At 42.0% G+C, this 21,664-nt stretch carries 16 protein-coding genes; 8 read left to right on the forward strand and 8 right to left on the reverse strand.

What is annotated here, in order from left to right:
* The first annotated feature begins 75 nt into the window (after window positions 1–75).
* A complete protein-coding gene (locus CZ367_RS01615) occupies window positions 76–1,623 on the forward strand; it encodes an L-lactate permease (RefSeq protein WP_077195428.1) in 1,548 nt (515 codons plus the stop codon).
* A 221-nt stretch (window positions 1,624–1,844) separates the two neighbouring features.
* Here CZ367_RS01615 and CZ367_RS01620 read toward each other — a convergent pair whose 3' ends face one another.
* The 4 genes from CZ367_RS01620 to CZ367_RS01635 all read right to left on the reverse strand — a co-directional run bounded on the left by CZ367_RS01620 (window position 1,845) and on the right by CZ367_RS01635 (window position 6,837).
* Window positions 1,845–4,148 (reverse strand): RelA/SpoT family protein, encoded by a 2,304-nt coding sequence (locus CZ367_RS01620; protein ID WP_077195429.1) that lies wholly within the window; start codon window positions 4,146–4,148, stop codon window positions 1,845–1,847.
* Window positions 4,149–4,319: 171 nt separating this feature from the next.
* A complete protein-coding gene (locus tag CZ367_RS01625) occupies window positions 4,320–5,084 on the reverse strand; it encodes a DUF5683 domain-containing protein (protein WP_077195430.1) in 765 nt (254 codons plus the stop codon).
* Window positions 5,085–5,113: 29 nt separating this feature from the next.
* Window positions 5,114–6,019, reverse strand: coding sequence for a ParB/RepB/Spo0J family partition protein (locus CZ367_RS01630; protein ID WP_077195431.1), 906 nt, complete (start codon window positions 6,017–6,019; stop codon window positions 5,114–5,116).
* 47 nt (window positions 6,020–6,066) lie between these two features.
* Window positions 6,067–6,837 (reverse strand): ParA family protein, encoded by a 771-nt coding sequence (locus CZ367_RS01635; RefSeq protein ID WP_077195432.1) that lies wholly within the window; start codon window positions 6,835–6,837, stop codon window positions 6,067–6,069.
* A 108-nt stretch (window positions 6,838–6,945) separates the two neighbouring features.
* Here CZ367_RS01635 and surE point away from each other — a divergent pair, with 108 nt between their 5' ends.
* The gene (surE, locus tag CZ367_RS01640) at window positions 6,946–7,716 is read left to right on the forward strand and encodes a 5'/3'-nucleotidase SurE (protein WP_077195433.1); all 771 of its coding nucleotides are present in this window, start codon (window positions 6,946–6,948) and stop codon (window positions 7,714–7,716) included.
* Between the two features lie 442 nt (window positions 7,717–8,158).
* Window positions 8,159–9,367: a lipid-A-disaccharide synthase gene (gene lpxB / locus CZ367_RS01645; protein WP_077195434.1), complete on the forward strand. Its 1,209-nt coding sequence runs from the start codon at window positions 8,159–8,161 to the stop codon at window positions 9,365–9,367.
* A gap of 69 nt (window positions 9,368–9,436) precedes the next feature.
* On the opposite strand, the gene CZ367_RS01650 is transcribed toward lpxB, so the two are convergent.
* The 4 genes from CZ367_RS01650 to ettA form a co-directional block, all read right to left on the reverse strand.
* Window positions 9,437–10,369 carry a DMT family transporter gene (locus CZ367_RS01650; protein ID WP_077195435.1) on the reverse strand — a complete coding sequence of 311 codons (933 nt, stop codon included), beginning with the start codon at window positions 10,367–10,369 and terminating at the stop codon, window positions 9,437–9,439.
* A 239-nt stretch (window positions 10,370–10,608) separates the two neighbouring features.
* Window positions 10,609–11,478, reverse strand: coding sequence for a tRNA threonylcarbamoyladenosine dehydratase (locus CZ367_RS01655; protein WP_077195436.1), 870 nt, complete (start codon window positions 11,476–11,478; stop codon window positions 10,609–10,611).
* 273 nt (window positions 11,479–11,751) lie between these two features.
* Window positions 11,752–12,900, reverse strand: coding sequence for a hydroxymethylpyrimidine/phosphomethylpyrimidine kinase (locus CZ367_RS01660; protein WP_077195437.1), 1,149 nt, complete (start codon window positions 12,898–12,900; stop codon window positions 11,752–11,754).
* A 124-nt stretch (window positions 12,901–13,024) separates the two neighbouring features.
* The gene (gene ettA, locus CZ367_RS01665) at window positions 13,025–14,722 is read right to left on the reverse strand and encodes an energy-dependent translational throttle protein EttA (protein WP_077195438.1); all 1,698 of its coding nucleotides are present in this window, start codon (window positions 14,720–14,722) and stop codon (window positions 13,025–13,027) included.
* 319 nt (window positions 14,723–15,041) lie between these two features.
* Here ettA and CZ367_RS01670 point away from each other — a divergent pair, with 319 nt between their 5' ends.
* The 5 genes from CZ367_RS01670 to CZ367_RS01685 all read left to right on the forward strand — a co-directional run bounded on the left by CZ367_RS01670 (window position 15,042) and on the right by CZ367_RS01685 (window position 21,599).
* Window positions 15,042–16,151, forward strand: a complete 1,110-nt coding sequence (locus CZ367_RS01670; protein WP_077195439.1) for a DUF5074 domain-containing protein — start codon at window positions 15,042–15,044, stop codon at window positions 16,149–16,151.
* A 729-nt stretch (window positions 16,152–16,880) separates the two neighbouring features.
* Complete coding sequence (locus tag CZ367_RS01675; protein WP_077195440.1) at window positions 16,881–18,107, forward strand: transposase; 1,227 nt, start codon at window positions 16,881–16,883, stop codon at window positions 18,105–18,107.
* 145 nt (window positions 18,108–18,252) lie between these two features.
* The gene (locus CZ367_RS15765) at window positions 18,253–18,447 is read left to right on the forward strand and encodes a hypothetical protein (protein ID WP_202613103.1); all 195 of its coding nucleotides are present in this window, start codon (window positions 18,253–18,255) and stop codon (window positions 18,445–18,447) included.
* Between the two features lie 125 nt (window positions 18,448–18,572).
* Window positions 18,573–20,057, forward strand: a complete 1,485-nt coding sequence (gene guaB, locus CZ367_RS01680) for an IMP dehydrogenase (RefSeq protein ID WP_077195441.1) — start codon at window positions 18,573–18,575, stop codon at window positions 20,055–20,057.
* 117 nt (window positions 20,058–20,174) lie between these two features.
* Window positions 20,175–21,599, forward strand: a complete 1,425-nt coding sequence (locus tag CZ367_RS01685) for a peptidylprolyl isomerase (protein WP_077195442.1) — start codon at window positions 20,175–20,177, stop codon at window positions 21,597–21,599.
* Window positions 21,600–21,664: the final 65 nt, after the last annotated feature.

The following is a 21,664-nucleotide window of genomic DNA, read 5'->3' on the forward strand; positions in this document are numbered from 1 at the left end:
TAAAATATTATCTTTGGCAATAGTTTAGTTAAAAATAGGATAAAATAATAATAATAAATAGATTTCTTAAAAAATATGGCAATATTAATATCAATTATTCCCATCGTCTTACTATTTGTATTGATGTTAGGATTTAAAATGGCAGGACATAAGAGTGCCTTTCTTACGCTTGTTGTTACCATAGTTTTAGCTTTGTTCGTAGCTCCCCAAATGGGCTTTACACCTAATGATTTTACCTCCGTTGGAGTGGGGTGGGCTGTGGTAGAAGGTGTGCTAAAAGCAGTTTTCCCTATTCTTATCATCATCTTGATGGCGATTTTTAGCTACAATGTGTTAGTAGAAAGCAAAGAAATAGAGGTGATAAAAAATCAGTTTACCTCCTTTTCCGATGATGATGGCATCACCGTTCTTATGCTTGTATGGGGCTTTGGTGGACTTTTAGAGGGTATGGCAGGCTTCGGAACAGCTGTAGCCATTCCTGCTGCTATCCTCATTTCGTTAGGTTATAAGCCTGTGTTCTCTGCCCTTGTTTCGCTCATTGCCAACACTGTGCCTACGGGCTTTGGTGCTGTGGGTGTGCCTATCATTACGTTGTGCAACGAGGTTGCGCCTACTGGGGCAGCCACACCCGAACTAATCCACACCGTAGCTGGCAATTGCGTCTTGCAGCTATCACCCTTGTTCATCATTTTGCCTTTCATTATTCTCACATTGACCAATCACGACAAGAAAGCCATTCTACGCAATGCACTGTTGTCGTTATGGGTAGGCGGTATATCGCTTGCAGCCCAATATGCGGTGGCTGTATTTTGGGGAGCAGAAACGCCAGCCATTATCGGAAGTATAGCTGCCATCGTGGCTATTTTGGCTTATAGCAAACTCTTTGCACCTAAGAAGAATACGGACAATATGAAGCGATACACCGCTGCCGAAACCTTCCGTGCGTGGAGTGTTTACCTCTTCATTTTGCTCTTTATTCTCGTATCTGGTCCGTTGTGTCCACCTGTCAATAGCTTCCTCAAGTCGCATCTTGTCAGTCACGTGGCTTTACCTATCTATGCTGATGGACACACGTTCAATTTTGGTTGGATAGGCAATGCGGGATTGATGTTGCTTTTGGGGACAACCATTGGTGGACTAATTCAAGGTTTAAGCCTCCGTCAGCTTGTTGTTATTCTTGCCCGTACAGCGGTAAATCTGAAGAAAACAGTCATTACTATCATTAGTCTTGTATCGTTGGCATCGGTAATGAACTATGCAGGAATGATACTTGTCATTGCTTCGGCATTGGCTTTCATCACGGGGCAACTTTACCCACTTTTTGCGCCACTCATTGGTGCGATAGGCACATTCGTTACGGGTAGCGATACATCGTCTAATATCTTGTTTGCTAAGCTTCAAGCCAATGTGGCGCACCAACTGAACTATAGCGACCCCAACTGGCTTGTGGCTTCTAATACCACAGGTGCTACGGGCGGCAAAATGATTTCGCCACAGAGTATAGCCATTGCCACAGCGGCTTGCAATATGCAGGGCAGAGATGGCGAAATACTTCGTGCAGCCTTGCCTTACGCTGTAGGTTATATCCTCATCGGTGGACTTATGGTGCTGTTGGCTGTGTAAGCAGTCTAAAAAGCGTGCAACCTATTTTTGCGTGTAATATACTTGTTAGGTTCTTCGCTGAGTTTGGTGAATGTTTCGGTTTTATCACATAGATGGGCTAAATGTTAAATCCCATTTCTCACGATATGTTTTTGGCATACTGTTTGCCGTGTTATGGAAACAAAAAAAGCGAGCAAATAGTTGGCTCTATTTGCTCGCTTGTATGGTGGAGGTAGTCTGTTTTATATTATTTCTTGCACACTTTGTACACCCTCTATCTGTTTTAGGCTGTTCATTATCATACTCACATCTTCTCTGTCGTGTACGCCTATTTCTATTCTTCCCTCGCAGATACCATTATTGCTCGATAGTGCAACCTTGTGAATATTGATACCCAATTGGTCGGAAATAACGTTTGCCACATCACGCAACATACCTTGGCGGTCGATGCTTCGAATGGCGATGGTGGCATCAAAGAACAATGTTTTGTGCATATCCCATTTGGCATCTACAATACGTGGACCGAAGCTGGCTTTCAGACGAGTAGCAACAGGGCACGCACGCTTGTGTATCTCTATGTGACCATTGTTGTCGATGTAGCCTAATGCGTCATCACCTGGGATAGGGTGGCAGCAGTGAGGAATGATGTATCGTGATATGTTGTCCTCGTTGATGTAGATAGGTTTCTTCTTGTTGAAGTCTTTGCCCACAACTATCAGTCCGCCTTCCACTTTAAGTCCTTTGGAGGTAGGTGTTGTTTGCGCTTCTTCGTTGGTTTTGGTCTTGAGGAAAGGCACGTACTTGCGCCAACTTGAGGTGTTGGTTTCTTTCTTTTGCTTGTTCTTACCTGTCAATTCGTCAAGGTCGGGTTCGCCCAAAATAATGCTTTTGTTGCCAATAGCCACAAACAATTCGCTGTGTTTGTTGGTGTTGTGTAGGTCGCAAAGTTTGTCAAGCACCGAGGTGGTCATCTCAAAGTTGTGCGCTATGAGCCATTTCTTCAACATCTCTTCACCACTCTTTTGCACTTCACGATTTTCGCGGCGTAGTATGGCAAGCACTTTGCCCTTTGCCTTGGCTGTAGAAACAAAGTTTATCCACGTAGGTTCTACACGTTGTGCCTTAGAAGTGAGGATTTCCACTTGGTCGCCGCTTTGCAGTTTGTAGCTTAGCGGTACAAGTTTGTGGTTCACCTTTGCACCTATGCAGTGGCTACCTAAGAAGGTGTGAATTTGGAAAGCAAAGTCTAAGGCTGTACACCCTGCAGGCATCATTTTTATTTCGCCCTTTGGTGTAAAGATAAATATCTCTGATGCAAACAGGTTAAGCTTAATGGCATCGAGGAAATCCATAGCATCGGGCTGTGGGTCGTCGAGTATTTCTTTGATGGTTTGTAACCAGTCGTTCAGTTCGTCTTCTTCCTCTGTTACCTCTTCGCCCTCTTTGTATTTCCAATGAGCTGCAAATCCTTGCTCGGCTATTTCGTCCATACGGCGTGAACGGATTTGTATTTCAATCCACTGACCCAATTTCGACATCATTGTAACGTGCAAAGCTTGGTAGCCATTGGCTTTGGGGTGGTTCACCCAATCGCGAAGTCGGTCGGGGTGACTCTTATACAACTTGTTGATAGCAACATAGATTTGGAAGCACTCGTTGGCTTCTTCCTCCTTGCTCTTTGGGTCGTAGATAATTCTTACGGCAAGTATATCGTAGATTTCTTCGAAAGGTACGTGCTTGTTTTGCATCTTATTCCAAATAGAATAAGGGCTCTTTATGCGGGCTTTGATTTCATATTTTAAGCCCATTTTGTCGAGTGCTTCACGTATAGGAGCTGTGAATGATTCGAAAAGGAAGTCGCGTTTTTCTTGGGTTGAGGCTATCTTGTTTTCGATAGCTTTATATGCGTCAGGGTGTTCGTATCGGAAGCTAAGGTCTTCAAGTTCGGTCTTTATCTTGTTCAAACCCAATCGATTGGCCAATGGAGCATAGATGTAAAGTGTTTCTCCTGCTATCTTATATTGCTTGTTGGCAGGCTGCGAAGCAAGTGTACGCATATTGTGGAGGCGGTCGCATATCTTGATAAGGATTACACGAATGTCGTCGCTCATCGTGAGAAGTAGCTTTTTGAAGTTCTCAGCTTGTGCTGAGGCCTTGTCACCAAAGATACCTCCTGAGATTTTGGTCAATCCATCAACTATCATTGCTATCTTTGCGCCAAAGATATTTGCAATGTCTTCTACCGTATAATCGGTGTCTTCCACCACATCGTGCAATAGGGCAGCGCAAATACTTGTAGACCCTAAGCCTATTTCTTCGCAGGCTATTTGTGCTACAGATATAGGGTGAAGGATATAAGGCTCGCCCGATAAGCGGCGCACACCTTTATGTGCTTGCTTTGAAAAGTGATAGGCTTTTGTTATAATATCCACCTTTTTGCGGTGTGGCGATGCCAAATAGGTCTGTAAAAGGTGCTGGAAGGCTTCCTCTATGACTTGGTCTTCCTTTACCTCGTCTATGCTATTGTTTTTAATATCTTTCTCCATAAGCGTGCCTCCATTCTATATAGTTAATGTAAAAAATGTTGTTTGGGTGTTGATAGCTTCATTAATAGACCTCAATAGTTTTTCCTTTATATTTTTATCGTTTGTTCTTTTTGGTTTTATTGTTTGTGTTTCTTTGTTTTATCGTTTATGCTTTCTTGTTTAAGGAATGGACTAAAAATTTAGGCTACACCCTATTCCTATTGCCGAACTCTTGAACGGATTGCGTTCTGTGGCAAAGGAATTGTCGCTGATTACTGTAGGTTGGATATGCAAAGATAGGTCGTCAGAGATGTCAAAATCGGACAAAGAAGCGTCAACATACGCATCAATAACCGATAGCGCATAAACTGCCACAGTGGCAAAGATGCTTAAATCGCGCCAACGGCGGAATTTATCCTTGCGTTTCTTAAATACATTCTTGTAATAGTCTTTGTTTGCTTCGGTGATGGTATTGCCCAAATGAAGAAACTCGTTGTAACTTTGTGTATTTGGGTCATCATCGGCTATGTCGATATAGGCTTGCGAATAATCCTTATACTTCTGATTATTCCACGTCATAGCATAGATGCAGCCTGCTATACCACCATAAAAGATGGGCAGTTTCCAATACTTTCTGTTGTACACCTGGCCAGCTCCTGGGAGGGCAATGGCCAACCATACGGCTTTTTTAGGTTTAGGTTTCCATTTGCTCCAATCCTTTTTAGCCTTCTTTTCGTCCATCTTTGCAAGGTCGGACAATTGAGTATCATAAGTGTCCACGTGCATAGTTGGTTCGTTTTTCATCAAGTTGACAGCCTTAACAGTTGTGCTATCTTCTGGATAAAGTACAGTAAGGGTATCTGTAGCTATGGTTTGTGCCACTGCTGAAACCGAGCTAATAGCCACTGCTGCGAGTGCTATCAATTGTCGGCGAATGATATTTTTTGAGCTATACACGTATCGAACAGTATTAAAAAAACTATGCTTTATTTCATTTTGTCCATTACTTCCATAATGTGCAAGAGCTCTTCTTCAGATGCAAAAGGTATGCTTATTTTGCCTTTACCATTTGCGTTACAACTCATTTGAACCTTGGTATCGAAGAAGTCGGATAGACGTTTCTTGAGTATATTAAACTCTTCGGGAAGTTTAGACTTTGCTGCAATCTTCTTCTTAGCCGATGTTATGTCCTCACCATTTTTAAGTTGTTGACAAAGTTCCTCCACCTTTCGCACGCTGTATCCATTCTTTTGAATTTCCTTAAACAACTTCAACTGCAACGAAGGGTCGTCCAAAGAAAGCAATGCACGAGCGTGTCCCATATCTATTTCTTTCTTTTGCAATGCCATTTGTACCTGTGCAGGAAGTTTGAGCAGGCGCAAATAGTTGGCTACGGCTGCACGACTCTTGCTCACACGTTCAGCCACACGCTCTTGGGTCATACCGCTCTTCTCCACTAAGTGTTCGTATGCCAAAGCTATTTCAATAGCGTTGAGGTCTTCACGTTGAATATTCTCCACCAAAGCCAGCTCCATAACGTTTTCATCCTTTATCATTCGGATGTACGCAGGTATGGCTGTGAGGCCCGCAAGTTGAGATGCGCGCCATCGGCGTTCACCTGCCACAATCTGATACTTATGGTCTGCAATCTGACGGAGCGTAATAGGCTGAACGATACCCAACTGCTTGATGCTGTTAGCCAACTCTTCCAAGCCTACTTGCTCGAAGTCTCGGCGTGGCTGGTTGGGGTTTGGTTCTATTTGGTCTAATGGTATTTCGTTGATGGTTGAACTTCCGTGCGTGCTAACGCTTTCTGTTGAAATCAACGCATCAAGTCCACGTCCTAATGCACTTGTCTTATTGCCTAAATTGTATTTCTTGTGTGTAGCCATTCGTTGAATTTAATGTTTATTAAAGATGATACTTTCAGTCCTTTTCCTTAGTTCTTTTTATTCTTTTCGATTATCTCTTTAGCCAACGCTAAGTGATTTTTTGCGCCTGTAGAATCGGCATCATAGAGAATAACAGGCAAACCGTGGCTCGGACTTTCTGACAGTTTCACATTACGTTGGATAACGGTCTTGAACACCAACTCTTGGAAATGGCGTTTTACCTCGTCATATATCTGGCGTGCCAAACGGAGTCGGCTGTCGTACATTGTGAGCAAAAAGCCTTCAATCTCCAACTTTGGATTGAGCTTACTCTTAATAATCTTGATAGTATTGAGCAATTTACTAATTCCTTCCAATGCAAAATACTCGCATTGTACAGGGATAATTACAGAGTCGGCAGCTGTAAGTGCATTCACTGTAATCAAGCCTAATGAAGGGCTACAGTCGATGAGAATAAAGTCGTAATCATTGCGAACGGGTGCCAAAATAGCTTCTAACACATTCTCACGCTGGGCAATTTGGAGCATCTCTATTTCAGCTCCGACAAGGTCGATATGGCTCGGAACGATGTCCAACCCCTCTATATCAGTAGTGTAAATTGCTTCCCTTATGTCAGCTTTGTTAATGATACATTCGTATAATGAGCAGTCTACCTCGTTCAATTCCACACCCAACCCACTCGAAGCATTAGCCTGAGGGTCGGCATCGATTACAAGTACGCTCTTTTCAAGTGTAGCCAATGAAGCAGCAAGGTTGATTGTGGAGGTTGTTTTGCCCACACCACCTTTCTGATTTGCCATTGCAATTATTTTTCCCATTTCCGTTTTATCCTAAGATGTTTTGCCTACAAAGATACATATTTATTGTGAGATTGCGCCAAGTATGAACCTTTTTTAGTATTTTTGCAATCAAAAGAAAACGGAAATATGAATTCAAACAAACCATTAATTCTCATCTCAAATGATGATGGATACGATGCAGTCGGCATAAAAACCCTTGTAAGTTTCTTAACCGACTTTGCTGAAGTCTTTGTATGTGCGCCCGATTCGGCTCGTTCGGGCTTCTCTTGCGCCTTTACAGCAAGCAATTATCTGCGATTAAAACAACAAAATAATATTCCTAACTGCACAGTATGGTCGTGTAGCGGTACACCTGTCGACTGCGTAAAGATAGCAATGGACCAATTGCTTGACGGACGTCGCCCCGACTTAATATTAGGTGGTATCAATCACGGCGACAACTCTTCGGTGAACAATCATTACAGCGGAACAATGGGCATAGCAAAGGAAGGATGCTTGAAGTATATCCCTTCGATAGCTTTCTCATCGTGCGATTATAACCCAAATGCTAATCTCGACCACCTAAAATCGTATGTGGTAAAAATAGTAAAACGGGTTTTAAACGAAGGATTACCTAAAGGAATATGTCTTAATGTCAACTTCCCTGCGCTGCAAGAATTTAAGGGTTTAAAGGTGTGTCGAATGGGGTGTGGCTCGTGGATAAATGAAGTTCTTCGCTGCGAACATCCAAGGGGTTTCGATTATTACTGGATGTTAGGCGAATATAGGAACGACGAACCCTCTGCAACCGATAATGACCAGTGGGCTTTGGCGAATGGATACATTTCTGTAACACCTACACGCATCGATGTAACCGATTATGAATGGGTAGAGAAAATGAAGAGTTGGGAGGCATAATCTTTCAATTCTGAAATGCTTTAGATAGGTAGCAAATAGCAGTTGAACACAATGGTTGAGCAATAGGGAGGAAATTGTGAGGGGGAGAAAAATAGAACAATTCTGTTTTATAGATGAAACTCCGATATGCAATTTGTAACCTATTGTAAATCAAAGGATTAGTGATGTGTCCTGAAACATATATGTTTCACCACCCAAAACATATATGTTTTACCCTGTCAAAGTTGAACTTTGGGAACGTCAAACATATATGTTTGGGATTGTGAAAGTTGATGTTTGGGGAAAGGAAAGATGGACGAGGAAGAATAGAACAATAATAGCCAAACGGCAAAAGGTAGTTTTCTCCTTGCTGTATATAATGTAGTGGACGGCAAAGCGTAAGTGTAGTTTCTTATGAAATGAAGACTTGTGCACAAGAAATTGAACAATATCTGTATAAAATATGAAATATTACATCATTGTAGGAGAGGCTTCGGGCGATTTGCACGCATCTCGACTGATGGCTTCGTTAAAGAAATTTGATGCTAACGCTGACTTTCGCTTCTTTGGAGGCGACCTTATGAACAGCGTAGGTGGCACACGTGTGCGTCATTACAAGGAGTTGGCGTATATGGGCTTTATACCCGTGTTGCTCCATCTGCCTACCATCATCAAGAGTATGAAGATGTGCAAGGAGGATATTGTGGCGTGGAAACCTGATGTGGTAATACTTGTAGACTATCCTGGGTTCAATCTAAAGATAGCTAAGTTCTTGAAAAAGAACACCCAAATCCCTGTTTACTACTATATCTCGCCTAAGATTTGGGCGTGGAAGGAGTGGCGCATACGTGCCATAAAGCGTGATGTGGCTGAGATGTTTTCCATTCTGCCGTTCGAAATACCATTCTATGAGGGGAAACACAATTACAAAATACATTACGTGGGTAATCCTACGGCAGAGGAAATTGTGACTTTTAAAACGGAATACACCGAAACAAAGGAGGCGTTTTGCGCTCGGCACAACCTACCCAACAAACCTATCATTGCTGTATTGCCAGGGAGTAGGAAACAAGAGATAAAAGACAATCTGCCTGCGATGCTTGAGGCGGCTTCACACTTCGAGGATTATCAAATAATAGTTGCTGGTGCACCTGCCTTAGATAATGCTTATTATCGACAATATGCAACTAATTGCGTTGCGAAGACAATAAAAAATGAAACGTATGAACTGCTTTCGCACTCTATAGCTGCACTTGTGACAAGCGGAACGGCAACCTTAGAGACGGCTTTGCTCAATGTTCCACAGGTGGTTTGTTACGAAACGCCACTGCCATCATTGATACGTTTTGCCTTCAAACATATTATTAAGGTGAAGTATATTTCACTTGTCAATCTTATTGCAGATAGAGAAATTGTGCAAGAGTTGTTTGCTGATCGTTTCAAGGTGTACAATATAGCAAACGAGTTGTATAAGATTTTACCCCATCAAGAAGGGCGTCAAGCAATGCTTCAGAACTATGAATTGGTGCGTGAACGATTGGGCGATAACATCGCTCCCGATAATGCAGCAAACCTAATGGTTTACCTCTTAGAGCGCAAGGCAGTTGCTTCAAAACCTATCGAACCAATGTCTGCTCTGCCCGAGGTGAATGAAACGGAAGAATATGAATAAACGAAAATCGGTCGTTAGTAGCTCAAAAGGCTCACTAACGACCGATTTTCGTTTGTCAACGGCTTAGCTTTATTCCGCTATTACATCCTTATTCTTTGGCTTTTTGTTGGCAAGTGATACACCAAGAAGAATGAGTACACTGCCGATACCTGCCTCTATTGTCATCTGTTCGCCAAGGAAAATGGCACTGATGATTACTGTACAAATAGGACTAAGATAGTTGTAGTTGGCTGTCTTTACCGCTCCAAGTTTCTCTGTAACAAAGCTCCACGCACCAAAGCAGAAGAATGAAGCAATAAGACCTAAGAAGAGAAGATTGAATGTTACAGGGAGGTCGGTTAAGAAATGACCCAATGGGAAAGTCCAAGGTTTATAGATGAAGAGTGGGAAGCTGGTTAACGCACCATAAAAGAACATTTTACGTGTTAAGAATGCTGCACCGTACTTTTCGCCTAATGGACGTAATAACAAGCAATAAGCACCAAAACAACCTGTAGAAAGCAGTGCTAAAGCATCGCCCAATACACGATTGGTAACTGTGCTGCTTGTGCTATTGCCACCAAAGATAATGAATGCTACACCTGCCAATGCTATTAAAGTACCCAATGCCAAAGGTTTGGTAAGTTTTTCTTTGCAGAAAAGAATAGCAAAGAACATTGTGAAGATAGGCGAAGTACAAAGAATGAAGCTAATATCGTTTACACTTCCTACTTCTACAGCAAAGTTTTCAGGGATAAAATATAACGAGCCACCCAAAATACCACAAGCTACCATAAGTAATTCGTCCTTCAAGTTGTTAGACCAAAGTTTCTTGAACGAGAGTGTCCACATCGCCAAATAAGCGATTATATAGCGAGCAAGAAACACTTCTTCGGGACGCATACCGCCACCGATAACTACTTTCGTGTTTACAAGCGTTGCTCCCCAAATGCTTACTACCAAAATTGCAATAATGTGATAGAATACTGTTATATTCTTATTTCCTTGTAAAGTATTTGGCATAGTATTTTTAATTAGGTGTTATATTTGAATTTAAGCGCTGCAAAGATACTTAAATAAAGTAACATAAACAAAATTATATCCTTACTTTTTCTATCTTTTTTTGTTGAAAATTCATATTTCATTCACATTTAGCATAAATTTGTGCTAAGAGAGTATTAATTTTTGCTAAACATAGCTTTGCTTTTGCTGTTTATAACTCTCCATATAGAACTGTCTTTTTTCTTGTTTTTCCAATTTGTTTATTGGTTTCTTCGCATTGTTCCTGCATTGTTTAGCAAATCTTTAATCACTTCTCCGCCTGCAATAAGTCCTGCTGTGGCTGGCACCCACGCATTCGATGCTGGCGTAGAACGCTTGTTGTGTGCAATACCTGTGGGAACTTCTTCTAACGAAGGGTTAAGGTTTTGGTTGTCAGACCTATTTTTTATCTCCTCTTCGTTCCCCTTTATTGGCTCATTGCTTGTTTTTGTTATGTATTCGCTCGATGTTGTGCCTTCGTCTGTCGATACTATTTCCATACTTTCTAAGGGATCTTCGGGGCTGTAAACCACTTTGAGGTGTCGCACATTTGTCTTTCTTAGTTTCTTGCGCAGTACCTTTGCCAGGGGGTCGTTTATGGTTTTGTAGAGGTCGGTTACACAGAATAGGGTGGCATCGAGCTTGAATGCTGCCCCCATACTGCTGATAAGAGGCACATTGAGGTTGTAGCAGCGAGTTATGATGTCTATTTTTGCCACCACGGTGTCGATGCAATCTACTACATAATCATAGTTTGCGAAGTCGAAAAGGTCGGCATTTGCAGGGAGATAAAAGGTTTGAAACTTCTTCACCTTGCAGTTGGGATTGATGTCAAGGATACGTTGTTCAGCCACATCCACCTTTGCTTTGCCCAATGAAGTGTGTGTTGCAATGATTTGACGATTAAGGTTGGAAAGACAAACATAGTCGTCGTCCACAATGTCGATGTGTCCTACGCCGCTACGTGCTAAAACTTCTACCACGTAACCACCTACACCACCCACACCAAAGACCAACACGTGGCTATTCTTTAATGTCTCTATGGCAGCCGAACCTACTAATAATTCGGTTCTTGAAAATTGATTTTCCATTCTTTTTTCGTTTATGTTGAGCTGTTTGTAGATTGTGCGAATACAGCAGTTGTTTGTATATTTTAAAGTCTATCCTTCAACCTCTCTCCTTTAAAAGGAAGGCTTTCTTAATTTAAAAAGATGGTCTTTTGATTTAAAAAGATGGTCTTTTGATTTGAAAACGATGGTTTCTTGATTTTTAAAAGAGAGCTTCTTAATTTTTAAGAGATAGTTTTCTTATGCTTTCCTCATTGAGCTTTCATCTTGTTTAAAGTGATGTTGCTCTTCTTTATCCTATGTGTGCGACTTGCGATAGGTGGTTGGTGAGCAATGTTTCATCTTTTTAAAGAACTTATTGAATTGAACTTGTGAAGAGAAACCAAAGGCAAAAGCTATCTCTTGGATATTCTTTGTCGTTCCTACAAGATGTGTTTCCACCTCTTTTATTATATAGTCGTCTATCAGTTGTTTGGGTGTTCTACCTGCCACACGTCGTGTTACCTGCGCAAGGTATCGTGGAGTAACGTTCAGACAATTGGCATAGAAACTCACTTCAGCCGTACTTCTATGATGCGTAGCTATCTCGTTCATCAGCATATTGTAGAGCTCTAACATACGTGAGGATATGTTTTGATAGTCGAACCCATTACTATGGTCGAGCAATTGAGCATTCGTTCCGAGCTTAGAGTCCGCAGAACGAAGGATTAATTGGCTCATATACTCTTGTGCAAGTTTGATAGCTGAAGCAATATTTTCCCCATTGCAGAGGTACACAGCAACGGCAGAAGAGAACGCTCCACCTGAACCGTGGGTAATTCTGTCAATAAACCCTGGGCGTGTAAAGAAGTGGGTTTCTTTTGCGGAAGACTCAACCAAAACATCTGTTAGTGACGCCTTTGCAATTGCACCACCTTGTAGGACAATGGCTTTACTTCCATATTTTAAAAGTCGGTGTGCTATCTCTTCCAACTCTTCATTGCTTCGTATATCTTTGCTCTTTAGAATATAAGCAGCACTATCTTGCTTGATTACGACCACCGAACTTAACGGAAAAAGCAATTCTATTACAGCTTTTACCACTTCCAAAGGCATCAACATCTTCCCTTTACTACTGATAACAACAACATCAAGCACAACGAATTGGGGTTGAAACTCCTTCAATAATCGGTCTACCGCTATAACTTGTTCTACTGTACGCAACATTCCCACCTTAACAGCTGTAGGGCGTAAAACATTCATTGCTGAATGAATTTGCGCCTCAAGCACGTTTGCAGGGATGTCGTAGAGCTGTTGAATGCCCTCCGTATCCTGTGCTGTTACAGACGTAATGGCTGTTGCAGCGTATGCACCAAGCGATGTTATGGTCTTTATATCAGCCTGAATACCAGAGCCTCCTGTGCTATCCGAACCCGTTATAGATAATATGGTAGTTTTCTTTTCCATTGTGTTGTGTGAAGGAAAGATGGAAGAACGATAGATAAGAGAAGGTCGGATAAGTAGGAAGAGTCTGACTTTCTCGACTTGTCCGACTTACCCGACCAATCTGTGTTATAGAGATTTTATCCTCTTAGTCTTCCATCAACTTGCGATAACGACCCTTCTTTATTTCTTCGTTACCCAAGCGCATGGCCTTGTTGATTTCATATTCAGAGTATGTACCTTCGAAGAAGAACACCTCGCCATTGCCTTCAAAAGCAAGAATGTGTGTACAGATACGATCCAAGAACCAACGGTCGTGGCTGATAACTACGGCGCAACCTGCAAAACCCTCCAAACCTTCTTCCAAAGCACGCAATGTATTAACGTCAATATCATTGGTTGGTTCGTCGAGTAACAGAACGTTGCCTTCCTGTTTTAATGCCATTGCCAATTGCAAGCGGTTGCGTTCACCACCCGAAAGCACACCGCAGAGCTTGCTTTGGTCGGTTCCTGAGAAGTTGAAACGAGAGATATAAGCACGTGCGTTTACGTCACGACCACCCATACGAATGGTTTCGTTGCCCTGTGCTACCACTTCATAAACCGACTTGTTAGGGTCAATGTCCTTATGCTGTTGGTCTACGTATGCCAACTTTACGGTTTCGCCCACTTCGAATGTACCTTCATCGGTAGTTTCAAGCCCCATAATGAGGCGGAAGAGAGTAGTTTTACCAGCACCATTAGGACCTATTACGCCCACAATACCGTTAGGAGGGAGCATAAAGTTGAGGTCGTTGAAGAGCGTCTTTTCGCCGAACGCTTTCTTAACGTGCTGTGCTTCAATTACCTTATTACCCAATCGAGGACCATTAGGGATAAAGATTTCGAGTTTCTCTTCGCGTTCTTTCTGCTCTTGGTTCAACATTTGTTCGTACGAGTTCAAACGAGCCTTTCCCTTAGCTTGACGAGCTTTCGGAGCAAGGCGCACCCATTCCAACTCACGTTCCAATGTTTTGCGACGCTTCGAAGCTGTCTTTTCTTCTTGCTCCATACGCTTTGTCTTTTGGTCGAGCCAAGAAGAGTAGTTGCCCTTCCAAGGAATACCCTCACCACGGTCGAGTTCGAGAATCCATTCGCTCACATCGTCAAGGAAGTAACGGTCGTGCGTTACAGCAATTACTGTACCCTCATACTGTTGCAAGTGCTGTTCCAACCAGTCGATACTTTCAGCATCCAAGTGGTTGGTAGGCTCGTCAAGGAGCAACACATCAGGCTTTTGAAGCAACAAACGACAAAGTGCCACGCGGCGACGCTCACCACCAGAGAGGTTGGTAACAGGTAAATCGCCTGCAGGACAACGCAACGCAGCCATTGCACGCTCCAACTTTGAGTCCATATTCCACGCATCTGTTGCATCAATAATGTCCTGCACTTCAGCTTGGCGTTGCATAAGTTTGTCCATCTTGTCAGGGTCGCCATAGTACTCCTCCTGTCCAAACTTAAGATTGATTTCATCATATTCACGCAAGGCATCGTACACGTGCTGTACGCCTTCCTTTACATTTTCTTTCACGCTCTTTTCTTCGTTGAGCGGTGGATCTTGAGGTAGATAGCCCACGGAATAGCCTGGGCTGAACACCACCTCACCTTGTGTGGGCTGCTCAATACCAGCAATGATTTTCATCAGTGTAGACTTACCTGCACCGTTGAGACCGATAATACCTATTTTCGCTCCATAGAAGAACGAAAGATAAATATTTTTTAGAATTTGTTTTTGGTTTTGTGGGATGATTTTCGATACACCCACCATCGAGAAGATAATCTTTTTATCGTCTGTTGTTGCCATATTATATATAATGTGTAATTTATGCGTTAATCAAGAAATAGACCTATTTGGCAAATCACGGATAAGTGTGTATTGCTGCCATTGTATATCTTTCTGCAATGTTTACAACCCATAGAGCTGCCAAATTTTCCTCAAAGATACTAACTCTGTGTGAATTATGCAAATAAATGCAGCTAATTTTCTTTCCTTTAATTCGTCCGTTTAATAGTTTATACCTATCTTTGCAGCAATTTCACATTCTACCCTATAAAGTAGGGGGATAGAGAGGTAAGACAGATAAAGAATATATTCAATTATTTTAAAACTTGATAAAAACAAAATGAAAAAGGCTTTATTTCTTTGCGCAATAGCACTTTGTGCAGGTTTTGCATCGTGTTCGGACGATGATGACGATGTAACCAAGACTGATGGTGTTACAACATTCACAAACGGAGCATTCGTTTTGAACGAGGGCAATTTTGGTACAAATGGTCACGTGGGTTATGTTAGCCGCACCACAGGCACATATACCGACAGCGTGTATTACAAGGTGAACAACAAGATGTTGGGCAACACTACCGAGTCAATGTGCTTTGCCAATGGTAAGGTTTATATCGTTTCTCAGCTTGGTGAAAACAATGGCAGCGAAGGATTTATCGTTGAAGCTGATGCAAAGACCTTTAAGAAAATCAAGTCTTATTCTCCTAAAGAACTCGTAGGCAAGAACCCAGACCAAATAGCAGTAGTAGGCAACAATATATATGTGCATAGCTCTGTTTTCGGAGCTAACTATACATCTATCTACAATATCTATATGATAGATAAAGATGGTAAGGTTTCGCTCGTAGAAGGTACAAGCAAAGCTGACAACAAGGCTATGATTGTTTACAATGGTAAGCTATATGCAATGACTACAGGTAACGAAATTCTTGTTATTGAGAATGGTAAAGTAGCATCAACTATCAAAACTCCAGGCAATCTTACAGGTATCCGCTATGCTGGTAATGGCATATTGTGGGCAGCAATGGCAGGCGACTACAACGGTATTAGCAAGATAGACCTTAACCGCAACGACAATCAAGTAGTTGAGCGTCACAAGATAGCTGAACCTCTTACAGCACCTTATAGCCACGTTTCGTCTATCGCTGTAAAGGGCAACAACATTTACTTCTGTGGTGGTACAACAACTATCTACAAGCACGACTTTGCTAAGAACACTACAGCAAAGATGGTTGACGTAGTATCGGTTAGCCCTAATGCTGCTATGTATTACAACAGTTTGGCAGTAGACCCTATCACAGGCGATGTTTACTTTGCATCACTTAAGGATTATTCAGTATGGCAGACTAACGCAACAGTTGTATTTACCGACAATGGCACAACACTTGCTAAGAAGTGGGAATTTGCTAACAAGAACGCAATGCCTGCAGGTGTATTCTTTGCAGAGTAATTTCAACCCAAATCGCTCATTAGACCAGTTTAGGTGCTTACTTTATTCTTTTTGAAACTTATGAGATGTCTTTTGGCTTATTTTGGCTTTATTTTACCTATATCTGCAGTCACATAGCCCGCTATGCTCCTTTGATATATGCAAAATAAATCTCAAAATAATCGCAAAATACATTCTCATTCTAACGACCGATTTGGGTTTAAGTTATTTATAAGTTATACAAGTGGGGCGAAAACAGCAATGTTTTTGCTCCACTTTTTTATTTTCTTACCCTAATTCTTTTTGATAATACTACTGTTCTTTTGCTCTTTTATTGTTGTTTGCAAGAAGTTTGATAGAGGAAGAATAGAACAATGGTGAAATATCTCTAAAGTTTAAAATTGTCGTTTGTAATCTATTGAAAAAGAATGAGTTACCCTTGCTTTGTAAAACATATATGTTTCACCTCCCAAAACATATATGTATTGCCACCCCAAACATATATGTTTTACCCTGTCAAAGTTGAACTTTGGCAACTTCATACCTATATGTTTTGCGCAGAAAAGGTGGGTAGGTTATAAATAGAACAAATTGTTTCTTCCCCTAAAAAGGGTTACTCTTTATACAATACTTCGTTAATTCCAATGTAATCGTTTGAAAATGAGAGAGTTAATTAACTTAATATAACTAATAAAATTTGGGCAAGTGGCTGATTATCAGTAACTTTATAGTAGCAAAAACATAAAGCAAATGACATCAGAACCACTCGACCAATATACAGAAATCTGCAGAGATGCCATCAAAAGCTCATCTGCAAAATTAGGCAAAACTTTTGAGAATCTACTCTTGGAAATACTCTTATTGTACATGGCGATACAAAGAAAGATAAATTTCACTCAAATGGAGCGTTACGGCACCCATTGCGAGCAGACCTACAGAACGAATTTCAACCGCAGCCGGGCTAAGTGCATCAACTGGGTTAAGTTCAACCTCTCCCTTTCCCGGCGTTATCTGAACATGGACGGACTGTTGGCTATAGCCATAGATCCGAGCTACATCAGTAAGTCAGGCAAGAAGACTCCGCATGTTGGTACTTTCTGGTCCGGCTGTGCAGGTTCCATGAAACACGGACTTGAAATCATGGGACTTGCCCTTGTCGATGTCTACGCCAACAACTGTATGATGCTTCGTGCCCATCAAACCCCTTCTACAAGAGAGTTGAAACTGCGTAGCATGACTCTTGTGCAGCATTACATTGCCGTCATCAAACGCTACAGGAAAGAATTGTTGAAGGTCACCGATATTGTTGTCGCTGATGCTTTCTTCTCTATCCGTCCGTTTGTGGAGGGAATCAAGGAGCAAGGCTTTCATCTTGTCAGCCGTTTCAGGGATACGGCGAGCCTATACTATGTGTACACGGGACCTCGTTCCAATAAGCCCGGGCGTCCCAAAACACTTGACGGGAAAATCAATTACAAGAAACTCGACCTCATGCGTATGGCGAAGATGCATATCGAAGGACTTGAAGGCACAGCCTACACACTCATTGCCTATTCAAAGGCACTGAAGCAGAAAGTGCGTCTTGTCATTTGGGTGATGCCGAACAGCAAGCACAAGCTTTTCTTCTCCACAAAGACATCCATGTCGGGTGAGGAAGTATTGCGCACATACCGCTCAAGATTCCAAATCGAGTTTTGCTTCCGTGATGCCAAGCAGTATACCGGACTCGCGCATTGCCAGGCAAGGCACAAGAATCAGTTGGACTTCTCCTACAACGCATCATTCGCATCACAGAATGTGGCAAAGGTGATGATGAAGGAAAACGGGCTACCGTATTCCATGGCTTCTTTCAAGGAGCTCATAGCGAGCACATACATTGCAAAATTAATTTTCGACAGGTGTCGGAGCATACCGAACCGAAAGTTAATTAGTCATACTATCAAAGAACTCTTTGGCTGGCAGAGGAAAGCTGCGTAGCAATTATCTCAAATTTTAACGAACTATTGTTTATACACATCTTGATAAATTTAAAATTAGTTCCTTTTATCAAGAAGTTAGAGGAATTGAAGGAGTTAGGAGGAGTTAGGAGGGAGTTAGAGCCAAATGTATTGTGGGGATAGTTTTGGGAAATTGGTTAGACCAGTCAGACTGGTCGGACAAGTCGGACAAGTCGGACAAGTCAGACAAGTCAGACGGGTCGGACAAGTCGGACTGGTCTGACAAAACCACAGCAATAAAACATTTGGCTTTAACTCCGAGCGAGGAACGAGCGATTTTTCGTTTTGCTCAAGGAAACTTCTCCGTTAACTCCCTATAACTCCTAAATATTGGGTTAAATACATTTAATAAGGTGTACATTTTTTCTGAAAATACCTTTGTATATAAAGAATTATTGCTAAATTTGCACGCAATAAATTTTTAAATTATCCAAATTTACATACTATGTCATCATTTGTTGCAGATAAAATTGTGATGGACGGCTTAACCTACGACGACGTCCTTTTAATACCAGCTTACTCACAAGTATTGCCCAAAGGGGTAGAGTTGAAAACCAAGTTCTCTCGTAATATCGAGTTGAACGTACCTTTCGTAACAGCAGCTATGGATACTGTTACCGAAAGTTCGATGGCTATCGCTATAGCACGTGAGGGTGGTATTGGTGTAATTCATAAGAATATGACTATCGAGGAGCAAGCTCGTCAGGTGGCCATTGTGAAACGTGCCGAGAATGGAATGATTTACGACCCTGTAACAATTCGCCGTGGTCGCACCGTGCGTGATGCGTTGGCTATTATGGCTGAATATCACATTGGTGGTATTCCTGTAGTTGATGGCGAAAACCATTTGGTGGGTATCGTTACCAATCGTGACTTGCGCTTTGAACGCCAATTGGATAAGACCATCGATGAAGTGATGACACGTGAAAATCTTGTAACTACACATCAGCAAACCGACTTGATTGCCGCTGCACAGATACTTCAAGAAAACAAAATAGAAAAGCTTCCTGTTGTGGATAGCAACAACCGCTTAGTAGGCTTGATTACTTATAAAGATATTACCAAGGCTAAGGATAAGCCAATGGCTTGCAAGGACGAAAAGGGTCGTTTGCGTGTAGCTGCTGGTGTGGGTGTTACAGCCGACACTATGGAACGTGCCGAAGCCCTCGTTGCAGCAGGTGTTGATGCCATTGTTATTGATACAGCTCATGGTCACTCGCAAGGTGTTATTGGTAAGTTGCAAGATGTTAAAGCAGCCTTCCCTAACCTCGATGTAGTGGTAGGAAACATTGCTACAGGCGAGGCTGCAAAGTTCCTTGTTGAGCACGGAGCTGACGCTGTAAAGGTAGGTATTGGCCCTGGTTCTATCTGTACTACCCGTGTTGTAGCGGGCGTTGGTGTGCCACAGTTGAGTGCTATTTACGATGTTTACTCTGCACTCGAAGGTACAGACGTTCCATTGATTGCCGATGGTGGTTTGCGCTATTCGGGCGACGTGGTAAAAGCCTTGGCAGCAGGTGGCAGCAGCGTAATGATAGGTTCGTTGGTGGCAGGTACAGAAGAGTCGCCAGGCGATACCATTATCTTCAATGGTCGTAAGTTTAAGAGCTATCGTGGTATGGGTTCGTTGGAAGCTATGGAGCAGAAGAATGGCTCACGCGACCGCTATTTCCAAGGCGACATTAGCGACAATAAGAAGTTGGTTCCAGAAGGTATTGCAGGTCGTGTACCTTATAAAGGCACTGTAAACGAGGTGATTTATCAGCTTGTAGGTGGTCTTCGTTCGGGTATGGGCTACTGCGGTGCTGCTTCTATTGAGAAATTGCACGGTGCTAAATTTACGCGCATTACCAATGCTGGTGTGATGGAAAGTCACCCACACGACATTGCAATTACAAGCGAAGCACCAAACTATTCGCGTCCTGAATAATAAATTGTCTCCATTTTCGTTGATAAGACGAGAATGGAGAAAAACTTTGACTATAAAGTTTTAATGAATTAACAACGTTTCGTTGTATATCGGAACACTTAATGATACTTGTTTGAAATGAGAATTAAAGCATTAGCAGCCTTGTTGCTTGCCAGCACAATGGCTTTCGCACAGCAGAATGACCCTGTTGTGATGACTATAAATGGTCAGCCTGTAACTCGTTCTGAGTTCGAATATTCTTACAATAAGAATAATGCCGATGGTGTGATTGATAAGAAGAGTGTAAACGACTATGTTGACCTATTTATCAATTATAAGTTGAAGGTACAAGCAGCAAAGGATGCAAAATTGGATACGCTCACTTCCTTCAAACAAGAATTTGCTGTTTATCGTGACCAACAGGTACGTCCTACAATGATAACCGAGGCTGATGTTGAGACTGAAGCACAGAAGATATACAAGGATACCAAAGAGCGCATTGCTAAAAGTGGTGGCTTGGTAAAGTGTGCACACATCTTGTTTGTTGTAAACCAAAAAGCATCAAAGGAAGAACAAGATGCAATGCTCAATAGAGCCGACTCTGTTTACAATGCCATAAAGAAAGGAGCTAACTTTGCTGAAATGGCAAAGAAGTTTTCGGGCGACCCAGGTACAGCTTTGGTTGGTGGTGAACTGCCACTCATAATAAAGGGACAAACTGTTAAGGCGTTCGAAGACGCTGTGTTTGCTATGAAAGCAGGCGAAATAAGCAAACCTGTGCTTTCACCTTTTGGTTACCACATTATTAAATATATAGCAAAAGAAGAGATGCAACCATACGACTCGGTGCGTAACAATATACGCCGTTATATTGATGCTCGCAACATTCGTGAGCAGATTATCAACCAAAAACTTGATACTCTTGCTAAGCAAGCAGGCAACGGAATGACACCTAAAAAGTTGTTGGCTGACAAATTGGAACAAATGGAGGCTGCTAATCCTAACCTCAAGTACCTCATCAATGAGTACTATGATGGACTTTTGCTTATCGAGATGAGCAGTCGCACTGTATGGGACAAGGCTTCATCAGACGAAGCTGGTTTGCAGGCTTTCTTCAAGAAAAACAAGAAAAAGTATGCTTGGGAGAAGCCACGCTATAAGGGTATTGCTTACCACGTACAGAAGCAAGAAGATGTAAAGGCTGTAAAAAAATGTGTTGCTAAGTTGGCTTTCAAGGATTGGGGCGACAAGCTTCGCACCACATTCAACAACGATAGCACTATTCGTATTCGTGTAGAAAAAGGTATTTTCAAGGAAGGCGATAACACATTGATAGACAAAGAAGTCTTCAAAAAGAATGTTGAAGTGAAGAAGATGGAGAAGTATCCTATCGATGCTGTGTACGGCAAGCTGTTGAAAGCTCCAGAAGAAATGGACGATGTACGTGGTCAGGTAATTTCAGACTATCAAGAATTGCTTGAAAAAGAATGGTTGGAAAGCCTTCGCAAGACTTATAAGGTTGTAGTAAATCGTGAAGCATTGGCTACAGTAAACAAACATTAAGGAAAGAAAACTTTATGAATATAAAAAAATATGGTGCAGCCATCTTTCTCGTTGGCTCTACGCTA

This window comes from Prevotella ihumii (assembly GCF_900155655.1).
In the GTDB taxonomy this organism is placed as follows: Bacteria; Bacteroidota; Bacteroidia; order Bacteroidales; family Bacteroidaceae; genus Prevotella; species Prevotella ihumii.